Raw genomic sequence first — 16,517 nt, forward strand, 5'->3', positions numbered from 1 at the left:
GGTCGCGGCGGCGGTGGTCGCGGCGGCGGCGCCGCCGCGGGTGAGAGCACCCTCGAGCAGCACGTCGACGAGCTGCTCCGGCGTGGAGGCGTCACCGTCGAGCATGGGGTGCACGCTCGACAGGGTGAGCATCCTCAGGTAGCCGATGAAGGTGCTCGCCGGCACCCGCAGCCGCGCGGCGTCGGCCCCGAGGAGGTCGACGAAGGCCGCGTCGAGCTCGGCGGTGGCCTCGTGGCGGCGCCGGAACGCCTCGCTCCCCGACGGGTGGCGGACCTGCTGTCCTGTCGACTGCAGCACCGACATGAGCGCGAAGATCTCGCGCAGGTGCCGTTGCATCACGGCGACCGCCGCGGCCAGGCGCTCGGGCACCGGCAGTGCGCGGTCGACGCCGGCGAGCTCGGCGACCAGGGCCGAGGTGTCGAACGCGTCGTGGACGCAGGCATCGATGAGCGCGTCCTTGTTGTCGAAGACGCGGAAGATCGTGCCCTCGGCGATCCCGGCAGCCGAGGCGATCTCGCGGGTGCTCGCCGCCCGGCCCTTCTCGCGGAGGAGGGGGACGGTGGCCGCGATGATCGCGGCCCGACGGTCGTCGGGCGTCATGGCGGGAGCGCGAGGGGACACGCGCTCCAGTATGAGTGAGTGAGCGCTCACTCACAAGACGTCGGGGTCACTCCGTGGCCGAGGAGTCCTCGGCGACGTTGACGTCGTGCGCGCCGTGCTCACCGGAGTCGTTGACGTCCGGGGTGTCGGGCACGCTGTCGGCCCCGCCCAGGGCGGTGTCGAGGTTGAGGGCGCCTGACCCTGCCTCCGAGACGGTGCCGCCCTCGTCGTCGTGGTGGTCGCTGCTGCTGGTGTCCTCGTGGTGGTGGCTCATGTGCCCAACATAGGCGCGGCGGTCACCACCAGGCGACGGCACGGACCGCGGTCGTGTCCACCGGGGTGGTGGGCACGACCGCGGCCTCTCATGCACTCGAGCACCGACCGGGCCGGGCTCAGTCGACGTACAGCTGACCCCGGACGGCGCCGGAGGGGTACTCGCTGTTGTGCACGTTCACGTAGTAGGCCGACGGGTTGCCCAGGATGAGCTGGACCTCTCCCGGGTCGAGGCCCTTGCCGGCCTCACCCTCGGTGAGGCAGTCCGCGGCTTGTCCGTCCTGCGGGAAGGCGAGGTTGACCTCGACCGGACCGTTGGTGCCGTCGGCACCGCGGTGGAGGTGCGCCATGCGTCCGCCACCCGGCGCCTGGTCGAGCTCGGCGATCCGGCTCACCTCGAGGATGTAGCAGAGCGTCGTGGGGTCGCCGTCGACGCCGAAGACGTACGCCTCACCGCGACCGTTGGGGTCACCGACGACGCCCTTGGCACCGTTGGCTGCGACTTCCGCGCGGCCGGTGAGGTGGGCGCCGACGAGGGTGTTGGTGTGGCCGGCCTGGGCCGGGATCGGGGCCAGCACGAGGCCGATGGCGAGTCCGGCAGCACCGGTGGCGGCGCCGAGGAGAATGCGCTTCATTGCGGATCAGCTCACTTTCGCAGGAGGGCCGAAGGGCCGGCCCTGTGCGTCATTCGTTGCGACGGGCCATCCGGATGCCTCGAGCTCGGGTCAGTCCGCGGGACGGAGCAGGAGCCCGTCCTTGACGGCGTCCTTGACGAACGCGAGCACCTCGAGCGTCGTCTCCTCGGGGTCGAGGTCGAGGATGCCCGCGATCGCACCGACCGCCTGCCGGGGCGTGAGCGCGCCGTCGGCGACGGAGAGGTATGCCGCGGTCACCGTCGTGAGCCGGACGACCCGTCCCAGCCCGCCTCCCTGGCGGGCGACGATGACCGAGGGGTCGGACGCTCCCGGCGCCGTGTGGCGCTCCTCGGTGACGTCGGGCGCCGCCCTCCACGCCGCTCCGAGCAGCTCGTCGTCGGAGTGCTCGGCGAGCCAGACCCTCGCTTCGAGTCCGACGCGGACCGACTCCCCCATCGCCGGCGGCACCGGACCGCGCTCGTCCATGAGGTCGACGAACGGCGCCCGGTCGCGTGCCGGGCGGTGCAGGGTGAGCACGCCGAATCCGATCGACTCGACGTCGCGGGACGCGAAGTCGTCGAGCCACGCCGCATACATCGCGTCGGCGTCGGCCGTCCGCGCGTGGTGACCACCGTCCCGGGACCACGTCTCGGCGTACTCCGCCGGGTCCTGGACCTCGCGCTGCACCACCCACGCGTCGAGGCCGGTGCCGTCGAGCCAGGCCCCGACGCGGTCGGTCCAGGTCGAGCCCCGCGGCACCTCCCAGTTGCCGAGCATCTGGGCGACGCCTCCCGGCTCGAGGTGCGCCGCCACCGAGCGGACGAGGTCGGCGACGACGGCGTCACCGGCGGCGCCACCGTCGCGGTACTCGAAGAGGGGAACGGCGCCGGAGCGGGGGGTGATGACGAAGGGCGGGTTGCTCACGACGAGGTCGAAGCGCTCCCCCGCGACCGGCTCGAGCATCGACCCGGAGCGGACGTCCCAGTCGCATCCGTTGAGTGCGGCGGTGAAACGGGCGAAGGCCAGCGCCCGTTCGGAGAGGTCGGTGGCGACGACGCTGTCGGCGTGCCGGGTGAGGTGCAGGGCCTGCACGCCGGAGCCGGTGCCGAGATCGAGCGCCCGGCGGACCGGGCGGCGGATCGTCCATGCCGCCAGGGTCGTCGACGCGCCGCCGACCCCGAGGACGTGGTCCTCCCGCACCGGCGCGCCGGTGGCGACCTCGGCGAGGTCGGAGACGACCCACCACTGCGCGTCGTCCGCGGCATACGGGCGCACGTCGACGCGCGCGACCACGGCGTCGCCCTCCTCGGCGACGAGACCGAGCGCGAGGGCCCCGCGCACCCGCAGGGTCGGGAGCGCGGCCTCGACCTCGGCGGCGTCGACGGGGTCGCCCAGGGTGAGGAGCCGGATGAGCGTCGCCGCCGGGGAGGCGGAGCGGCTCGCCACCCGGCGGGCGGGAAGCGGCTGCTCACGCGACAGGGCCCCACTCGCGAGCGGGCCGAGCACGTCGAGGACGCCGGTCACGGTGAAGTCTGCGGCGACGAGGTCGGCGCGCAGCCGGGCGATGAGGTCCTCGTCGAGCCGAGGGAGGGGGGCGGACACCGGTCAGCCGTCGAGGAAGCCGCCGAGCATTCCTCCGCCGCCACCTCCGCCGGTCGAGGGCGGCGCGACCCACTCGCTCGGCTGGACGATGACGAAGCCCGGACCGTGGAACGCGTACTGGAAGGCCTCGCCGCTGCCGCCGCGAAGCAGGGAGCGCACGTTCATGCTCGACACGACCTGCGGGGTGAGGCCGAGCGACCAGCCGACGCACGACTGGACGTCGACGTAGGTCGGCTGCTGCGAGCACTCGAGGATGACCGGCTGGCCGACCGTGTGGATGGCGACCGTCCCCGTCCCCTGCAGGGTGGTGTTGAAGAGCCCGCCGCTCATCATCCCGGCGCCCTGCACCCGCTTGATGTCCCAGGCGATCGAGGAGTCGAACGCGAGGAGGTTGCGGGCGTTGATGCTCATGCCGTCGCCGGTGAGCTCGATGAGGTGGACGTAGCCGGCCTCGTTGGCGAAGAACACCTCGCCGTCGCCGGAGACGCGCATGAGCGAGACGTCCTCGCCGGTGACGACCTTCTTGAGCATCTTGCCCATGCTGCCGGCCTTCTCGTGGTCGAAGCGCATGTGCCCCTGGTAGGCGACCATCGCGCCCTTGACCGCGAGCACGTCACCGCCGAGGTGCACCCGGAGCAGCTGGGGGTTCTGCAGGGCGAAGGTCTGCTCCGACTGGAGCTCGAGGTTGGTCTGGTCGAAGAGCGAAGAGCGCATGCCGCCAGCCTAGGGCCGGTCTGCACCCTCGGGAGGCTCGGCTCGGGAACCGCCCTGCCACTCCCGAGCCGGCTCGATGAGGCTCCCGAGAGGGTGCCCGGCTCGCGAGCCGGGAAGCGGAACGGCGGCCGGCTCACCCTGTCGGGTGGGCCGGCCGCCGGTCACTGCTGCGTATGCCGTGTGCGCGCCTCAGCGCGGGGCGGTCGCCTCGACGTGGTCACCCTTCTCGAGCGACACCTCGACGGCCTCGCCGGGCCCGGTGACCGCACCCGAGTCGGGTGCCGACGCGTCGAACTGGGAGACGGGCTCACCCTCGTCGTCACCGCCACCGATGGCGAGGTCACGACGCTTGGAGATCGCGATCGCCGTGACGACGATGACCAGCGAGACGCCCGCGATGCCGTAGCGGATGGGCGCGTTGGCTCCCTCACCGACCGACAGGATCACGATCGACGGCGCGATGAGCACGGCGACGAGGTTCATGACCTTGAGGAGGGGGTTGATCGCCGGGCCGGCGGTGTCCTTGAACGGGTCGCCGACGGTGTCACCGATGACGGTCGCCTCGTGGGCGGAGCTGCCCTTGCCGCCGTGGTTGCCGTCCTCGACGATCTTCTTCGCGTTGTCCCAGGCGCCGCCCGAGTTCGCGAGGAAGACGGCCATGAGGCAACCGGTGCCGATGGCACCGGCGAGGAAGCCCGCGAGGGCACCGATGCCGAGACCGAACCCGATGATGACCGGGCTGAGGGCGGCAAGCAGGCCGGGCGTCGTGAGCTCGCGCAGCGAGTCCTTGGTGCAGATGTCGACGACCTTGCCGTACTCGGGCTTGGTCGTGCCCTCCATGATTCCGGGGATGTCGCGGAACTGGCGACGCACCTCGAACACGATGGCGCCGGCAGCGCGGGTCACCGCGTTGATGGCCAGGCCGGAGAACATGAAGACCACGGCGGCGCCGAGGAGCAGCCCCACCAGGGTGGACGGGTTCGTCACGACTCCCTGGGCGTCCTGGATGATCCTGTTGCCCGCCGCGATCTGCTCCTCGTCGAGCAGGCTGGCGTCGATCTCACCGATCGCCGTCTGCCACGCCTCGGTGTAGGAGCCGAAGAGGGCGGTCGCCGCGAGCACGGCCGTGGCGATCGCGATGCCCTTGGTGATGGCCTTGGTCGTGTTGCCCACGGCGTCGAGCTCGGTGAGGATCTGCGCGGCCTCCGCGTCGACGTCACCGGACATCTCGGCGATGCCCTGCGCGTTGTCCGAGACAGGCCCGAACGTGTCCATGGCCACGATGACGCCCACGGTCGTGAGCAGCCCACAGCCGGCCAGGGCGATGAGGAAGAGCGACAGCATGACGGAGCCGCCTCCGAGGAGGAAGGCCAGGTAGACGGCGCTGCCGATGATGGTCGCCGTGTAGACGGCCGACTCGAAGCCGACGCCGATGCCCGAGAGGACGACGGTGGCCGCCCCGGTGAGCGACGTGCGCGCGACGTCCTTGGTCGGGCGCTTGTCGGTGCCGGTGAAGTAGCCGGTGAGCCAGAGGATGACCGCCGCGAGGACGATGCCGATGACGACCGCGAGGATCGCGGTGATCCGGGGGTTGCCGTCGAGGGCGGTGACCGCCTCGTCACGCGCACCGAGCTCGGCGAAGGTGGCGGGAAGGTAGAGCCAGGCGGCGACGGCCGAGAGCACGGCCGCGATGGCCGCAGAGACGTAGAAGCCCTGGTTGATGGCGTCGAGGGCGCTCTGGTTGCCACGCGCCTTCGTGATGAAGACACCGATGAGCGCGGTGATCGCACCGATCGCGGGAACGAGGAGCGGGAAGACGAGGCCGTAGGAGCCGAACGCCACGGAGCCGAGGATGAGAGCGGCCACGAGCATCACGGCATACGACTCGAAGAGGTCAGCCGCCATGCCGGCGCAGTCGCCGACGTTGTCGCCGACGTTGTCGGCGATCGTCGCGGCGTTGCGCGGGTCGTCCTCGGGGATCCCGGCCTCGACCTTGCCGACGAGGTCGGCGCCGACGTCGGCGGCCTTGGTGAAGATGCCACCGCCGACTCGCATGAACATCGCGAGCAGGGCGGCGCCGAAGCCGAAGCCCTCGAGCACCTTGGGGGCCTCGGCCTTGTAGAGCAGGACGACGATCGAGGCACCGAGCAGGCCGAGGCCCACGGTCGCCATGCCGACGACGCCACCGGTGCGGAAGGCGATGCGCATGCCCTCGTCACGACCGTTGGGTCCGCGCGACGCCGCGGCGACACGGACGTTCGCCTTGGTCGCGGTCTGCATGCCGAGGTAGCCGATCGCGGCCGAGAAGACGGCCCCGACGATGAAGAAGCCCGAGCGACCGAGCTTGATGTTCCAGTCGGGCGCGGGCAGGAGGAGCAGCAGGCCGAAGACGAGCACGACGAAGATGCTGAGTGTCTTGAACTGGCGCGCGAGGTACGCCTGGGCTCCTTCTTCGACGGCAGCGCCGATCTCGCGCATCTTGTCTGTACCGGTGTCCGCACGCAGGACCTGCTGCCGGAAGACGAAGCCCATGGCAAGGGCGATCACGGCGATGACCGCGACCCCCACGACCAGCGTGACGTTCGATCCGGTGAGGTCCAGCGTGGAACTCGCCTCGGCCGGTGCGAGCGCGAGTGCAGCCATTCCATCCTCCTTGACGGGTGTGCGTCGTCAGGGCCCGGAGATCGAATTTCCCGCAGGCAGACGCGGGGTGGACCTTACCCGGAGACTCACATCACATGCAGCCGGCCCGGCTTGTGTGACTGCACTCACGCCTCCCGCAACCGGTCCGGAAGTGGGTGTCAGGCGTGGACGTCGGGCTCGGACATGCCTGAGCCGGCCGCCACGACGGCGGCGTCGACGCTGGCGTGCACGGGCAGGACCTGGTCGAGCCCGGTGATCGCGAACAGCCGGAGGATCCGCTCGTTGGTGCACACGACGCTGAGCCAGCCGTCGGCCTTGCGCACGACCTTGAGCCGGCCGACGAGGACGCCCAGGCCCGTCGAGTCGATGAAACCGACGTCCTCGAGGTCCACGACGAGAGCGGTCTGGCGAGATCAGTGGCATCGAGGTCGGCAGGGACGAGACGGCGACGGTGCGCTTCGGGCAGTACCTCCCGCTGGCCCACCCCAAGGCGCTCGCCGAGGCCGGCTACGGAGGTGGCCGGCTCGAGCCAGGCGCCGTCGTGAGGGGCCGAGCCAGGGGCAGGTGACGCGGGGGTCGGGACCTCCGGTGGCCGCGCGCCACCGGACGTCTCGACGCGTTTCGCCGATACTCAGAGTCACTGAATACTGCTGCGCCACAACGGAACTCGTCCGAACCGAGCTGTGGAGAACTCTTGACCCTCGAACTCGCGTTCGACTACCATGGAGCGCATGGACGACGTCGTCGACACCGACCCGAGCAGCCCCCGCGGCTCGCTCGAGACGGCACGCGCGGCGCTCGTCCAGCTTCGTGAGGTCCTCCCCACCCTGACCGGCGGTGAGCTCGCCGAGGCGATGAGCCTCGTGGACGCGGTGAAGGCCGAGGCCTCGGCCTGCCAGGTCGTCATCACGACCGAAGCCGCGCACCGCGGTGAGTTCGCCTCGGCCCGCCGCGGCGTCGGCTCGGCCCACGACTGGGTCCGTGAGCACGCCCCGTCGCTGCGCCAGGGCGGCGCCGGGCAGCTCGCCGCGTTCGCCCAGGACGTCGCCCACGCCACACCCGGCGGCCAGTGGTCCACCACCGGCCCGTTCGCCGGGGCGTATGCCGACCCGGAGCGTCCCGAGGGCATCGTCTGGGCCCGCGTCGTCACCGGCGAGGTCGGGATCCCCCTGGCCCTCACCGCGCTGTCCGAGGTTCGTCGCATGGTCGACCTCCTCCGTCCCGAGGCCGTGCCCACCGTGACCACGGCGATCCTCGACCTCGGGGTGCAGTGGGGAGTCGTGCAGGCCAAGAAGATCCGCCCCCGACTGCTTGCCGCCCACGGCGCCGACGGCGAGTTCGACGACAAGCAGCGTCGGCTCCGGGCGGGTGCGCACCTGTCCAGCCCCCGCATCCTCGAGGGTGACCTCACCGGCTACTCGATGTTCCTGACGCCGGAGCAGAGCGCGATCCTCGAGGCCGCCCTCGGCCCGCTGTCCGCTCCGGCCCCCAATGCCGAGACCGGGGAACGCGACCTCCGCCCGGTCGGGCAGCGCCGCGCCGAGGCCCTCGCCGCGATCTGCGCGGGTCACGCCGCGACCGACGCAGAGGGCCGGGCCCCGGCCGCGGCCCCCACGGCGCTGCACGTCCGGATGACCCTCGAAGGCCTCACGCGACTGCTCGGCGGTGAGCCCGACTCCACGGCGAACGGGTGCGGCACGACCATCGGGTCGGTCGCCGCGGGCACCCTGCTCAGCCCGGCCACCATGCGCCAGCTCGCCTGCGACGCCGACGTCATCCCCGTCGTCCTCGGCTCGGACGGCGAGGTCCTCGACCTCGGCCGGGCCGTGCGCCTCTTCACCAGGGGCCAGCGCCGCGCCCTCTGGCACCGCGACACCGGCTGCACCTGGGCAGGGTGCACGGCGCCACCGGACTGGGCCAAGGCGCACCACATCGTCCACTGGGCCGACGGCGGCCGGTCGGACCTGTCCAACGCCGCGCTCCTCTGCCAGCGCCACCACACCCAGGTCCACGACCAGCGCCTCATCGCGACGGTCCATCCACCCGACGAGCACGGGCGCTCGGTCACGTGGGACCTCACCCACGGCAGCTACGACCGCGAGCTCCCGCACCGCCTCACCGAGCAGCGCCGAGAACGGCAACGACACCGGGTGCGGCTCGACACCGGCGGTCCCGACCCGTGGCTGAGCGCCGGGGCCGATGACCCCGACGTGGCGGATCGCCTCCTGGCGTGGCACGACGCGTTCGACTGGGAGGACGCGCAGCACTGTCGTGACTGGCACGACGCCGACGTCGACGTCCGCGCTGCCTGACGCCCCCGACCGCGACCGGAGAGCCCGGGGCGCGTCTGACCCCAGGGTCGCGGCTACCGTGACCGAGGTGCCCGCACCCATCGCCCTGCTCGCCCTGCCCGGTCTGGGGCTCGGCCCCGAGTCGTGGCGACCCACGCTGGGGTACCTCACCGGCGGCGGGACGGCATACGTCCGGGTGAGCCCCGGCTACGGCGAACCGGCACCCGACGGGCAGGACCTCAGCCCCCGAGCCCTGGCAGCCGGCATCCTCGCCCGGGTGCCCGCCACCGCCCCGCGGTTCCTCGTCCTCGGCCACTCCGCCGGGTCCCAGGTCGCCGCCCACGTCGCCGCGCTCGACCCGTCACGGGTGGCCGGCCTCGTCCTCGTCGGTCCGAGCACCGACGTCCGGGCCGCGACCTGGCCGCGGCTCGTCAAGCGATGGCTCCCGACGTCGTGGCGCGAGCCCAAGAGGCAGGTGCCGACGCTGGTGCGCCAGTACGCACGCAGCACCCTCCCGGCGATGGTGCGGTCGATCGAGGCGGCGCGGCAGGACTCCATCCTCGAGACGCTGCGCCCCGTGACAGTCCCGGTGCTCGTCATCCGCGGACCCCACGACCACATCTCGCCCGCCGACTGGGCCGTCGCGGTCGCCGCCGAGGGCGGCCCGGGCAGCCGAGCCGTGACGCTCTCCGCGGGCGCCCACATGGTCCCGTTCACCCACGGCCGGCTGGTCGCCGCTGCCGTCAGCGACTTCCTGTCCGACCTCGACGCCCTGACCTGAGTGCGGGGATGAGCACGCGCTCGTAGTCGTCGACGAGGGAGCGCTCGTCGCTGAGCAGCAGGAAGAGCGCCGCGCGCAGCATGGCCTGCCGCCGCTCGCCCCTCGCCCACTCGCGCAGCGCGGCCGCGTCGGCGCCCAGCGACACGACGGCGGAGAGGACGGTCACCGCTTCGGCCCACAGCACCGGCCGCCAGTACGCCGAGACGTCGATGACGAGCGGGACGCCGTCCGCGTCGAGCAGGACGTTGCCGGCGAGGTTCCCGTGGACGAGCTGGTCCGGTCCGAACGCGGTGTCGTCGAGGGCCGTCATGATGCGCAGCGCCATCGGCACGAGGGCATTGGGTATGCCGGTCGGCTGGCTCTCCCCGAACGCCACCTGCGCGGCCCGCGCCCACCGGTCGGCGCGGTTCTCGATCCCCGGAGGGGGCGCCGTGACGCGCGCGGCCAGCCGGGCGTGGAGCAGGCGGCCGGTGGCGACGAGCACGTCGAGGTCGCGGCACTGCCGGGCGTTCGGCTCGAAACGGGTGGCACCCCACCCGTCGACGACCCACGTGAGGTCGCGGGTCGGGATCGGCATGGCGATGCGCAGCGAGCGCGGCCGCTCGTGGTCGAGCTCGACGGCGAGCGGGGCGAGGATCGGGTTGAGCCAGGCGCTGGTCGCCGCGTCCCGCCCCGGCGACAGGACGAGGTCACCGGCGACGACGCTGTAGCCACGCCCGCCCGGCACCGGGCGGACGTCGTCGGGCACCGCGAAGAGGTCGAGGACGCGAGCGGACGGCTGCACCCCTCCACGCTGTCACACAACTCGGCGGGGGACGAGGCGCTGTGGGGTCTCCCTCACGAGACGCGCACGCCAGCGCCGGTCAGTTGGCCGCCCCGGCCCCCATGAGCTCGCGCACGCGCGGCGCGACCTCCTCGGCGAACAGCCGGATCGACTCCATCCGCAGGCCGTGCGGGAGGTGGCCGTTGGAGTACTTGAACTGGAAGCGCGACGCCCCGAGCACCTGCATCGTCGCGGCGACCTTGCGCGCCACCGTGTCGGGCGACCCGCAGTAGACCGCACCCTCCGGCGACATCTGCGCCCGCGCGGCCGCCTCCGACATCGGCGCCCACCCGCGCTCACTGCCGATCTTGCGCATCTGGTGGAGGAAGTGCGGCAGGTACTCCTCGACCGCCTGCTCGTCGGTGGCCGCGACGTGGCCCGGGGAGTGCACCCCGATCGGCAGGCCCTCGTGCCCGAACTGGGCGCACGCCCGCCGGTAGAGGTCGGCGAGCGGCTCGAACGCCGCGCTCTGCCCACCGATGATCGCGATGACGACCGGGAAGCCGTACTGCGCCGCCCGCACGACCGACTGCGGCGTCCCGCCGACACCGACCCACGTGCGCAGGTGGCCGGACTCGGTCGGCGGCATGACCGGACCCGCCGACACCGGCGGCCGGATCGTCCCGGACCACTCGAACGGCTCCTCCTTGAGCACCTCGGCGAGCAGGTCGAGCTTCTCGCTGAACAGCGCCTCGTAGTCGTCCAGCGACAACCCGAACAGCGGGAACGACTCGATGAACGACCCGCGCCCGACGGTGATCTCGGCCCGGCCGTTGGAGAGAGCGTCGACGGTCGAGAAGCGCTGGAACACCCGGATCGGGTCGTCCGACGACAGCACGGTCACCGACGTGCCGAGCCGGATGCGCGTCGTCGTCGTCGCCAGGCCGGCGAGCACCGTGTCCGGCGCCGACACCGCGTAGTCCGGCCGGTGGTGCTCCCCGACGCCGAAGAAGTCCAGGCCGAGCCGGTCGGCGAGCTGGCCCTCGGCGAGCACCTCGCGGATCACCGTCGCCGCGGGCAGCGGCGAGCCGTCCGCGCCGAGGGCGATGTCGCCGAACGTGTCGAGCCCCAGCTCGATCGGTGCAGTCGTTCCGGCCCCGGACCCGCTCGTCTCACTCATGCCGCCAGCCTAGGAGCACCGGCATCCTCCCAGCGGGCGCACGTAGGGTCGGGACATGACCGTCAGCCCCTTCGCCCGTGCCCTCGACACCGCGCTCGACCGGAGCGTCGTGCCCGGCTTCTCGAAGATCGGGTATGCCGTCCGCCGTCGCCTCCCGACGTGGCCGGCCGACCCCGCCATCGGGGCCCTCGCCGGCCGCCACGTCGCCGTCACCGGTGCGACCTCGGGCCTCGGCACCGCCACCGCCCGGCAGCTCAGCGACCTCGGCGCCCACGTCCACCTCATCGTCCGCAACACCGACAAGGCGGCCGACATCGCCGCCGAGCTGCGGGGTGCGTCGACGACGTGGAAGTGCGACATCGGCGACCTCGACAGCGTCCGGGACTGTGCCGCAAGGATCCTCGCCGACGGACCGCCCCTCGACGGCCTCGTCCACAACGCCGGCGCGATGCCGCCCGAGCGCGCGGAGTCCCCGCAGGGCCATGAGCTGTCGATGTCGATCCACGTCCTCGGCCCGGTCCTGCTCACCGAGCTGCTCCGCCCCGCCATGAAGGGACGCGACGCCCGCGTCGTCTTCGTCACCTCGGGCGGCATGTACACCCAGAAGCTCCCCGTCGACGACCCCGACTACACGCACGGCGAGTACTCCGGCTCGACGGCCTACGCCCGCAGCAAGCGCACCCAGGTGGAGCTGCTCCCGATCCTCACGACCCGCTGGGCGAGGGACGGCATCTCCGTCTACGCGATGCACCCCGGCTGGGCCGCGACCCCCGGTGTCACGGACTCCCTCCCCGCGTTCGACAAGGTCATGGGCCCGGTCCTGCGCAACGTCGACACCGGCGCCGACACGACGACCTGGCTCATCGCGTCCCAGCCGCGCCCCCGCGGTGGCGGGCTGTGGATGGACCGCCGCGAGCGCCCGACGTCCTTCCTGCCGAGGACCCGGCCGACCTCCGACGAGCGTCGCCGCATCTGGGAGTGGGCGGCGCAGGCCGTCGACCTCACCCCCTGAGCGTCGTGCACCCGGACGACTGGCACCGCCACGTCACCACGGTGGCCGCCACGGACGAGCACCTCGCCGCCGAGCTGGCCGACCACGGCACGCCGGAGCGGTGGTCCAGGCCTCCTGGCTTCCCCAGCCTGGTGCTCCTCATCCTCGAGCAGCAGGTCTCGCTCGCCTCGGCGGCCGCGACCTACGCCCGGATCCGGGTGCGGACCCGGGCGATGACACCCACTGCGGTGCTCGCCACGACCCCCGAGGAGCTGCGCGCCGACGGGGTCTCGCGGCAGAAGGACCGCTACCTGCGCGGCCTCGCCGCGGCCGTCGCCGACGGTGGTCTCGACCTCGACCGGCTCGCCACCCTGCCCGACGTCGAGGTGGCCGCGGCGCTCGTCGCGCTCCCGGGCATCGGCCGGTGGACCGCCGAGGCCTACCTCCTCGCCTGCCTCGACCGTCCCGACGTCTGGCCGGTCGGGGACCGCGCGCTCCAGGTGGCCGTCGCCGAGCGGCTGGGCCTCGCCGAGGTCCCCGACCAGAGGGCGCTCGAGGCCATCGGGGAGCGGTGGCGACCCCACCGGTCCACCGCCGCACGCCTCCTCTGGCACGGCTACCTCGTGCGCCGCGGCCGCCGCGAGACCGTCCTCGACCTCAGCCCGTGAGGAATAGCTCGAATGGGCCATCTTTCTTGACACGTTCCAGAAAAGGAGCGACGCTGGACGGGTGATTCCGGACGTCGAGGGGCTGCTGCGTGAGGCCCACCTCCGCGTCACGCGGCCCCGGGTCGCCGTCCTCCACGCGTTGCACGAGAACCCGCACGCGGACACGGCGACGGTCATCCAGACGGTCCGCGGACGGCATACGTCCGTCTCCCACCAGGCCGTCTACGACTGCCTCGGCGCGCTCACGGACGCGCGCCTCGTGCGGCGGATCCAGCCCACCGGCTCGGTCGCGCGCTACGAGCTCCAGGCGGGCGACAACCACCACCACGCCGTGTGCCGGCAGTGCGGCTCGATCACCGATGTCGCCTGCGCCGTCGGAGAGACACCCTGCCTGCACGCCTCGGACCCGGACGGCTTCGCCGTCGACGAGGCCGAGGTCATCTACTGGGGCCTCTGCGAGCCCTGCCGGACCGCACCGCATGCCACCACTCACACCACCACTCCCACCACCCCGACCAGCACAGACACCGACAGCACCACAGCGGAAGGACGCCGATGACCGTCAACGACAACATGCCCGACGAGGCCGAGGTCAAGGAGATGAACCAGGAGGCGCCGACCACCCCTGCGGACGTCTCCACCCCCGAGGAGGCCGCCGGGGTCGGTGGCTGCCCGGTCATGCACGGCGCCGCGGCGCACCCCACCCAGGGTGACGTCAACCGCGTCTGGTGGCCGAACCGGCTCAACCTCAAGATCCTCGCCAAGAACCAGCCGGTCGTGAACCCGCTCGGTGCGGACTTCGTCTACGCCGAGGCGTTCCAGGCCCTCGACCTCGCCGAGGTCAAGCAGGACATCGCCCAGCTCCTCACGCAGTCGCAGGACTGGTGGCCCGCGGACTTCGGCAACTACGGCCCGTTCATGATCCGGATGGCGTGGCACAGCGCCGGCACCTACCGCGTCCAGGACGGCCGCGGTGGCGGTGGCACCGGCCAGCAGCGCTTCGCCCCGCTCAACTCCTGGCCCGACAACGGCAACCTCGACAAGGCCCGCCGTCTGCTGTGGCCGGTGAAGAAGAAGTACGGCGCGTCCCTCTCGTGGGCCGACCTCATGATCCTCGCCGGCAACGTCTCGCTCGAGTCCATGGGCTTCGAGACCTTCGGCTTCGCCGGCGGCCGCGTCGACGCGTGGGAGCCCGACGACGACGTCTACTGGGGCCCGGAGAACGAGTGGCTCGGTGACGACCGCTACTCCGGCGACCGCAAGCTCGAGAACCCGCTCGCCGCGGTCCAGATGGGCCTCATCTACGTCAACCCCGAGGGCCCCAACGCCAACCCGGACCCGCTGCTGTCGGCCATCGACATCCGCGACACCTTCAGCCGCATGGCCATGAACGACGAGGAGACCGTCGCGCTCATCGCCGGTGGCCACACGTTCGGCAAGACCCACGGCGCGGGTGACCCCGGAGCGCACGTCGGCCCGGAGCCCGAGGCGGCCCCGATCGAGAACAACGGCCTCGGCTGGATCAGCGACTTCAACTCCGGCAAGGGCCTCGACACCATCACGAGCGGGCTCGAGGTCACCTGGACCTACCACCCGACCCGCTGGGACAACGAGTTCTTCCACATCCTCTTCGCCTACGACTGGGAGCTCACGCAGTCACCGGCCGGTGCGAACCAGTGGAGGCCGAAGAACGGCGCCGGCGACGGCCTCGTGCCGGAGGCTTTCGGTGACGGCAAGCGCGAGCCGCGCATGCTCACCACCGACCTTGCGCTGCGCTTCGACCCGATCTACGGGCCGATCTCCAAGCGCTTCCACGACAACCCGCAGGAGTTCGCCGACGCGTTCGCCCGCGCCTGGTACAAGCTCACCCACCGCGACATGGGTCCGGTCGACCGCTACCTCGGCCCCGAGGTCCCGCAGGAGGAGCTCCTCTGGCAGGACCCGATCCCCGCGAACGAGCTCGGCACCACGGCGGAGGACATCGCCGCCGCCAAGGCCCGCCTCGCCGAGTCGGACCTGTCCGTGAGCCAGCTCGTGAGGACCGCGTGGGCCGCCGCCGGCAGCCACCGCACGTCGGACAAGCGCGGCGGCGCCAACGGTGGGCGCATCCGCCTCGAGCCGCAGCGCAGCTGGGACGTCAACGACCCGACCGAGCTCACGGCGATCGTCCAGACGCTCGAGGGCATCGCTGCCGACGTCAACGTCTCGTTCGCCGACCTCGTCGTCCTCGCCGGCAACGTCGGTGTCGAGCAGGCCGCTCGCGCTGCCGGTGTCGAGGTCGAGGTGCCGTTCAGCCCCGGCCGCGGCGACGCGACGCAGGAGCAGACCGACGTCGAGTCCTTCGCGTGGCTCGAGCCGACCTCCGACGGGTTCCGCAACTACGAGCGTCGCGACAACACGCTCCCGGCGGAGTACCTCCTCGTCGACCGCGCCAACCTCCTCGGCCTGTCCGCGCCGGAGATGACCGTCCTCGTCGGTGGCCTGCGGGTCCTCGGCGCGAACTCGGGCGGCTCGACCGCCGGCGTGCTCACCGACCGGGTCGGCACGCTGACCAACGACTACTTCGTCAACCTGCTGGACCTGGGGACGACGTGGACGCCGGAGTCGAGCTCGGACACCTTCGTGGGCAGCGGCGCGCAGGGCCAGTCGTGGACGGGCACCCGCGCCGACCTCGTCTTCGGCTCGAACTCCGAGCTGCGCGCCGTCGCCGAGGCGTACGCCTCCGACGACGCCCAGGAGAAGTTCGTGCGCGACTTCGTCGCCGCGTGGGCCAAGGTCATGGACCTCGACCGCTACGACCTCAAGAAGTAGCGACTCGCCGCCCCGGGCGGCTCAGCCTGACAGCCGACCTATAGCGCCGACTTATTGCGCATTTGTGCACCCTTCCAGCGGACGTTCGCCGTTGCGGATCCGGGGCACACATGCGCAATAAGTCGGTCCTCCGCCTCCGCCTCCGCGCGTTAGACCGTGGGTGCAGGGTCAGGCGTGGCCGTCGGGCTGGGCGGGCGCGAAGGGCCACTCCTCGAAAGAGGTGGCTCGCCCGTCCGGCGCAAAGGTCATGACCCAGAGGTCGCGCCACCGGGAGGTCGGGTACTCGACGGCCACACGCACGACCGCGGTGCTGCCGTCCACGGCCACCACCTCGTGCGTGAGGGTGAACTCCTCGTCGGGACCGTCCCGCTCGGCCTCCCACCACGGCCCGATCTCGGCCAGTCCCCGCAGCGGTGACGCCCAGGGCGACGGCGAGTAGGTCGCGTCCGCCGTGAACAGGTCGGACAGGGGCGCGGTGCCGGCGGTGCGCCACGCGACGACATAGCCGGCCACCCAGTGCTCGACCGATGCGCGATCCGTCGTCATGCCTCCCACTATGCAGGTC

General features: G+C 72.2%; 16 protein-coding genes. 6 read left to right on the top strand and 10 right to left on the bottom strand.

All coding sequences use genetic code 11. The annotated features are described in order from the left end of the window. From N801_RS14255 to N801_RS14285, 7 genes are all read right to left on the bottom strand, one after another. Nucleotides 1–621, bottom strand: a 621-nt coding sequence (locus tag N801_RS14255; RefSeq protein ID WP_156996785.1) for a TetR/AcrR family transcriptional regulator, incomplete at its 3' end; no start/stop codon positions are given. Between the two features lie 46 nt (nt 622–667). Continuing rightward, the gene (locus N801_RS14260; protein ID WP_035939153.1) at nt 668–874 is read right to left on the bottom strand and encodes a hypothetical protein; all 207 of its coding nucleotides are present in this window, start codon (nt 872–874) and stop codon (nt 668–670) included. Between the two features lie 118 nt (nt 875–992). After that, nucleotides 993–1,508: a CHRD domain-containing protein gene (locus N801_RS14265; RefSeq protein ID WP_052113079.1), complete on the bottom strand. Its 516-nt coding sequence runs from the start codon at nt 1,506–1,508 to the stop codon at nt 993–995. Nucleotides 1,509–1,598: 90 nt separating this feature from the next. After that, nucleotides 1,599–3,110, bottom strand: a complete 1,512-nt coding sequence (locus N801_RS14270; protein ID WP_035939156.1) for a N5-glutamine methyltransferase family protein — start codon at nt 3,108–3,110, stop codon at nt 1,599–1,601. 3 nt (nt 3,111–3,113) lie between these two features. Continuing rightward, on the bottom strand, nt 3,114–3,824 hold the full coding sequence (locus N801_RS14275; RefSeq protein WP_035939160.1) for an AIM24 family protein: 711 nt from the start codon (nt 3,822–3,824) through the stop codon (nt 3,114–3,116). Between the two features lie 189 nt (nt 3,825–4,013). Continuing rightward, nucleotides 4,014–6,467: a sodium-translocating pyrophosphatase gene (locus N801_RS14280; RefSeq protein WP_052113082.1), complete on the bottom strand. Its 2,454-nt coding sequence runs from the start codon at nt 6,465–6,467 to the stop codon at nt 4,014–4,016. A gap of 158 nt (nt 6,468–6,625) precedes the next feature. Further along, nucleotides 6,626–6,859 carry an STAS domain-containing protein gene (locus tag N801_RS14285; protein WP_084109001.1) on the bottom strand — a complete coding sequence of 78 codons (234 nt, stop codon included), beginning with the start codon at nt 6,857–6,859 and terminating at the stop codon, nt 6,626–6,628. Between the two features lie 339 nt (nt 6,860–7,198). On the opposite strand from N801_RS14285, the gene N801_RS19870 reads away from it, so the two are divergent. Both N801_RS19870 and N801_RS14295 read left to right on the top strand, forming a co-directional pair. Further along, nucleotides 7,199–8,779 carry an HNH endonuclease signature motif containing protein gene (locus N801_RS19870; protein WP_052113084.1) on the top strand — a complete coding sequence of 527 codons (1,581 nt, stop codon included), beginning with the start codon at nt 7,199–7,201 and terminating at the stop codon, nt 8,777–8,779. Between the two features lie 67 nt (nt 8,780–8,846). Then, nucleotides 8,847–9,539 carry an alpha/beta fold hydrolase gene (locus tag N801_RS14295; protein ID WP_169744276.1) on the top strand — a complete coding sequence of 231 codons (693 nt, stop codon included), beginning with the start codon at nt 8,847–8,849 and terminating at the stop codon, nt 9,537–9,539. Here N801_RS14295 and N801_RS14300 read toward each other — a convergent pair. Together N801_RS14300 and N801_RS14305 are read right to left on the bottom strand one after the other, a co-directional pair. After that, complete coding sequence (locus N801_RS14300; protein ID WP_052113087.1) at nt 9,502–10,323, bottom strand: protein kinase family protein; 822 nt, start codon at nt 10,321–10,323, stop codon at nt 9,502–9,504. The genes N801_RS14295 and N801_RS14300 overlap by 38 nt on opposite strands. Nucleotides 10,324–10,402: 79 nt before the next feature. Continuing rightward, entirely contained in the window at nt 10,403–11,482 is a 1,080-nt protein-coding gene (locus N801_RS14305) for an LLM class flavin-dependent oxidoreductase (RefSeq protein ID WP_052113089.1), read from the bottom strand. A gap of 55 nt (nt 11,483–11,537) precedes the next feature. On the opposite strand from N801_RS14305, the gene N801_RS14310 reads away from it, so the two are divergent. The 4 genes from N801_RS14310 to katG all read left to right on the top strand — a co-directional run bounded on the left by N801_RS14310 (nt 11,538) and on the right by katG (nt 15,952). Beyond that, nucleotides 11,538–12,494 carry an SDR family NAD(P)-dependent oxidoreductase gene (locus N801_RS14310; protein ID WP_035939161.1) on the top strand — a complete coding sequence of 319 codons (957 nt, stop codon included), beginning with the start codon at nt 11,538–11,540 and terminating at the stop codon, nt 12,492–12,494. A 5-nt stretch (nt 12,495–12,499) separates the two neighbouring features. Next, nucleotides 12,500–13,141, top strand: a complete 642-nt coding sequence (locus N801_RS14315) for a DNA-3-methyladenine glycosylase family protein (protein ID WP_169744277.1) — start codon at nt 12,500–12,502, stop codon at nt 13,139–13,141. Nucleotides 13,142–13,202: 61 nt separating this feature from the next. Next, nucleotides 13,203–13,700: a Fur family transcriptional regulator gene (locus tag N801_RS14320; RefSeq protein WP_156996787.1), complete on the top strand. Its 498-nt coding sequence runs from the start codon at nt 13,203–13,205 to the stop codon at nt 13,698–13,700. Continuing rightward, the gene (gene katG / locus N801_RS14325; RefSeq protein WP_035939163.1) at nt 13,697–15,952 is read left to right on the top strand and encodes a catalase/peroxidase HPI; all 2,256 of its coding nucleotides are present in this window, start codon (nt 13,697–13,699) and stop codon (nt 15,950–15,952) included. Before N801_RS14320 ends, katG begins: the two co-directional genes overlap by 4 nt. Nucleotides 15,953–16,120: 168 nt before the next feature. Here katG and N801_RS14330 read toward each other — a convergent pair whose 3' ends face one another. After that, a complete protein-coding gene (locus N801_RS14330) occupies nt 16,121–16,498 on the bottom strand; it encodes a nuclear transport factor 2 family protein (RefSeq protein WP_035939165.1) in 378 nt (125 codons plus the stop codon). Nucleotides 16,499–16,517: the final 19 nt, after the last annotated feature.

Source organism: Knoellia aerolata DSM 18566 (genome assembly GCF_000768695.1).
GTDB classification, from domain to species: Bacteria; Actinomycetota; Actinomycetes; order Actinomycetales; family Dermatophilaceae; genus Knoellia; species Knoellia aerolata.

Coding starts and splice junctions, on each gene's coding strand:
- N801_RS14260 (WP_035939153.1), bottom strand. CDS start 874: ATGAGCCACCACCACGAGGACACCAGCAGCAGCGACCACCACGACGAC.
- N801_RS14265 (WP_052113079.1), bottom strand. CDS start 1,508: ATGAAGCGCATTCTCCTCGGCGCCGCCACCGGTGCTGCCGGACTCGCC.
- N801_RS14275 (WP_035939160.1), bottom strand. CDS start 3,824: ATGCGCTCTTCGCTCTTCGACCAGACCAACCTCGAGCTCCAGTCGGAG.
- N801_RS14280 (WP_052113082.1), bottom strand. CDS start 6,467: ATGGCTGCACTCGCGCTCGCACCGGCCGAGGCGAGTTCCACGCTGGAC.
- N801_RS19870 (WP_052113084.1), top strand. CDS start 7,199: ATGGACGACGTCGTCGACACCGACCCGAGCAGCCCCCGCGGCTCGCTC.
- N801_RS14305 (WP_052113089.1), bottom strand. CDS start 11,482: ATGAGTGAGACGAGCGGGTCCGGGGCCGGAACGACTGCACCGATCGAG.
- N801_RS14310 (WP_035939161.1), top strand. CDS start 11,538: ATGACCGTCAGCCCCTTCGCCCGTGCCCTCGACACCGCGCTCGACCGG.
- katG (WP_035939163.1), top strand. CDS start 13,697: ATGACCGTCAACGACAACATGCCCGACGAGGCCGAGGTCAAGGAGATG.
- N801_RS14330 (WP_035939165.1), bottom strand. CDS start 16,498: ATGACGACGGATCGCGCATCGGTCGAGCACTGGGTGGCCGGCTATGTC.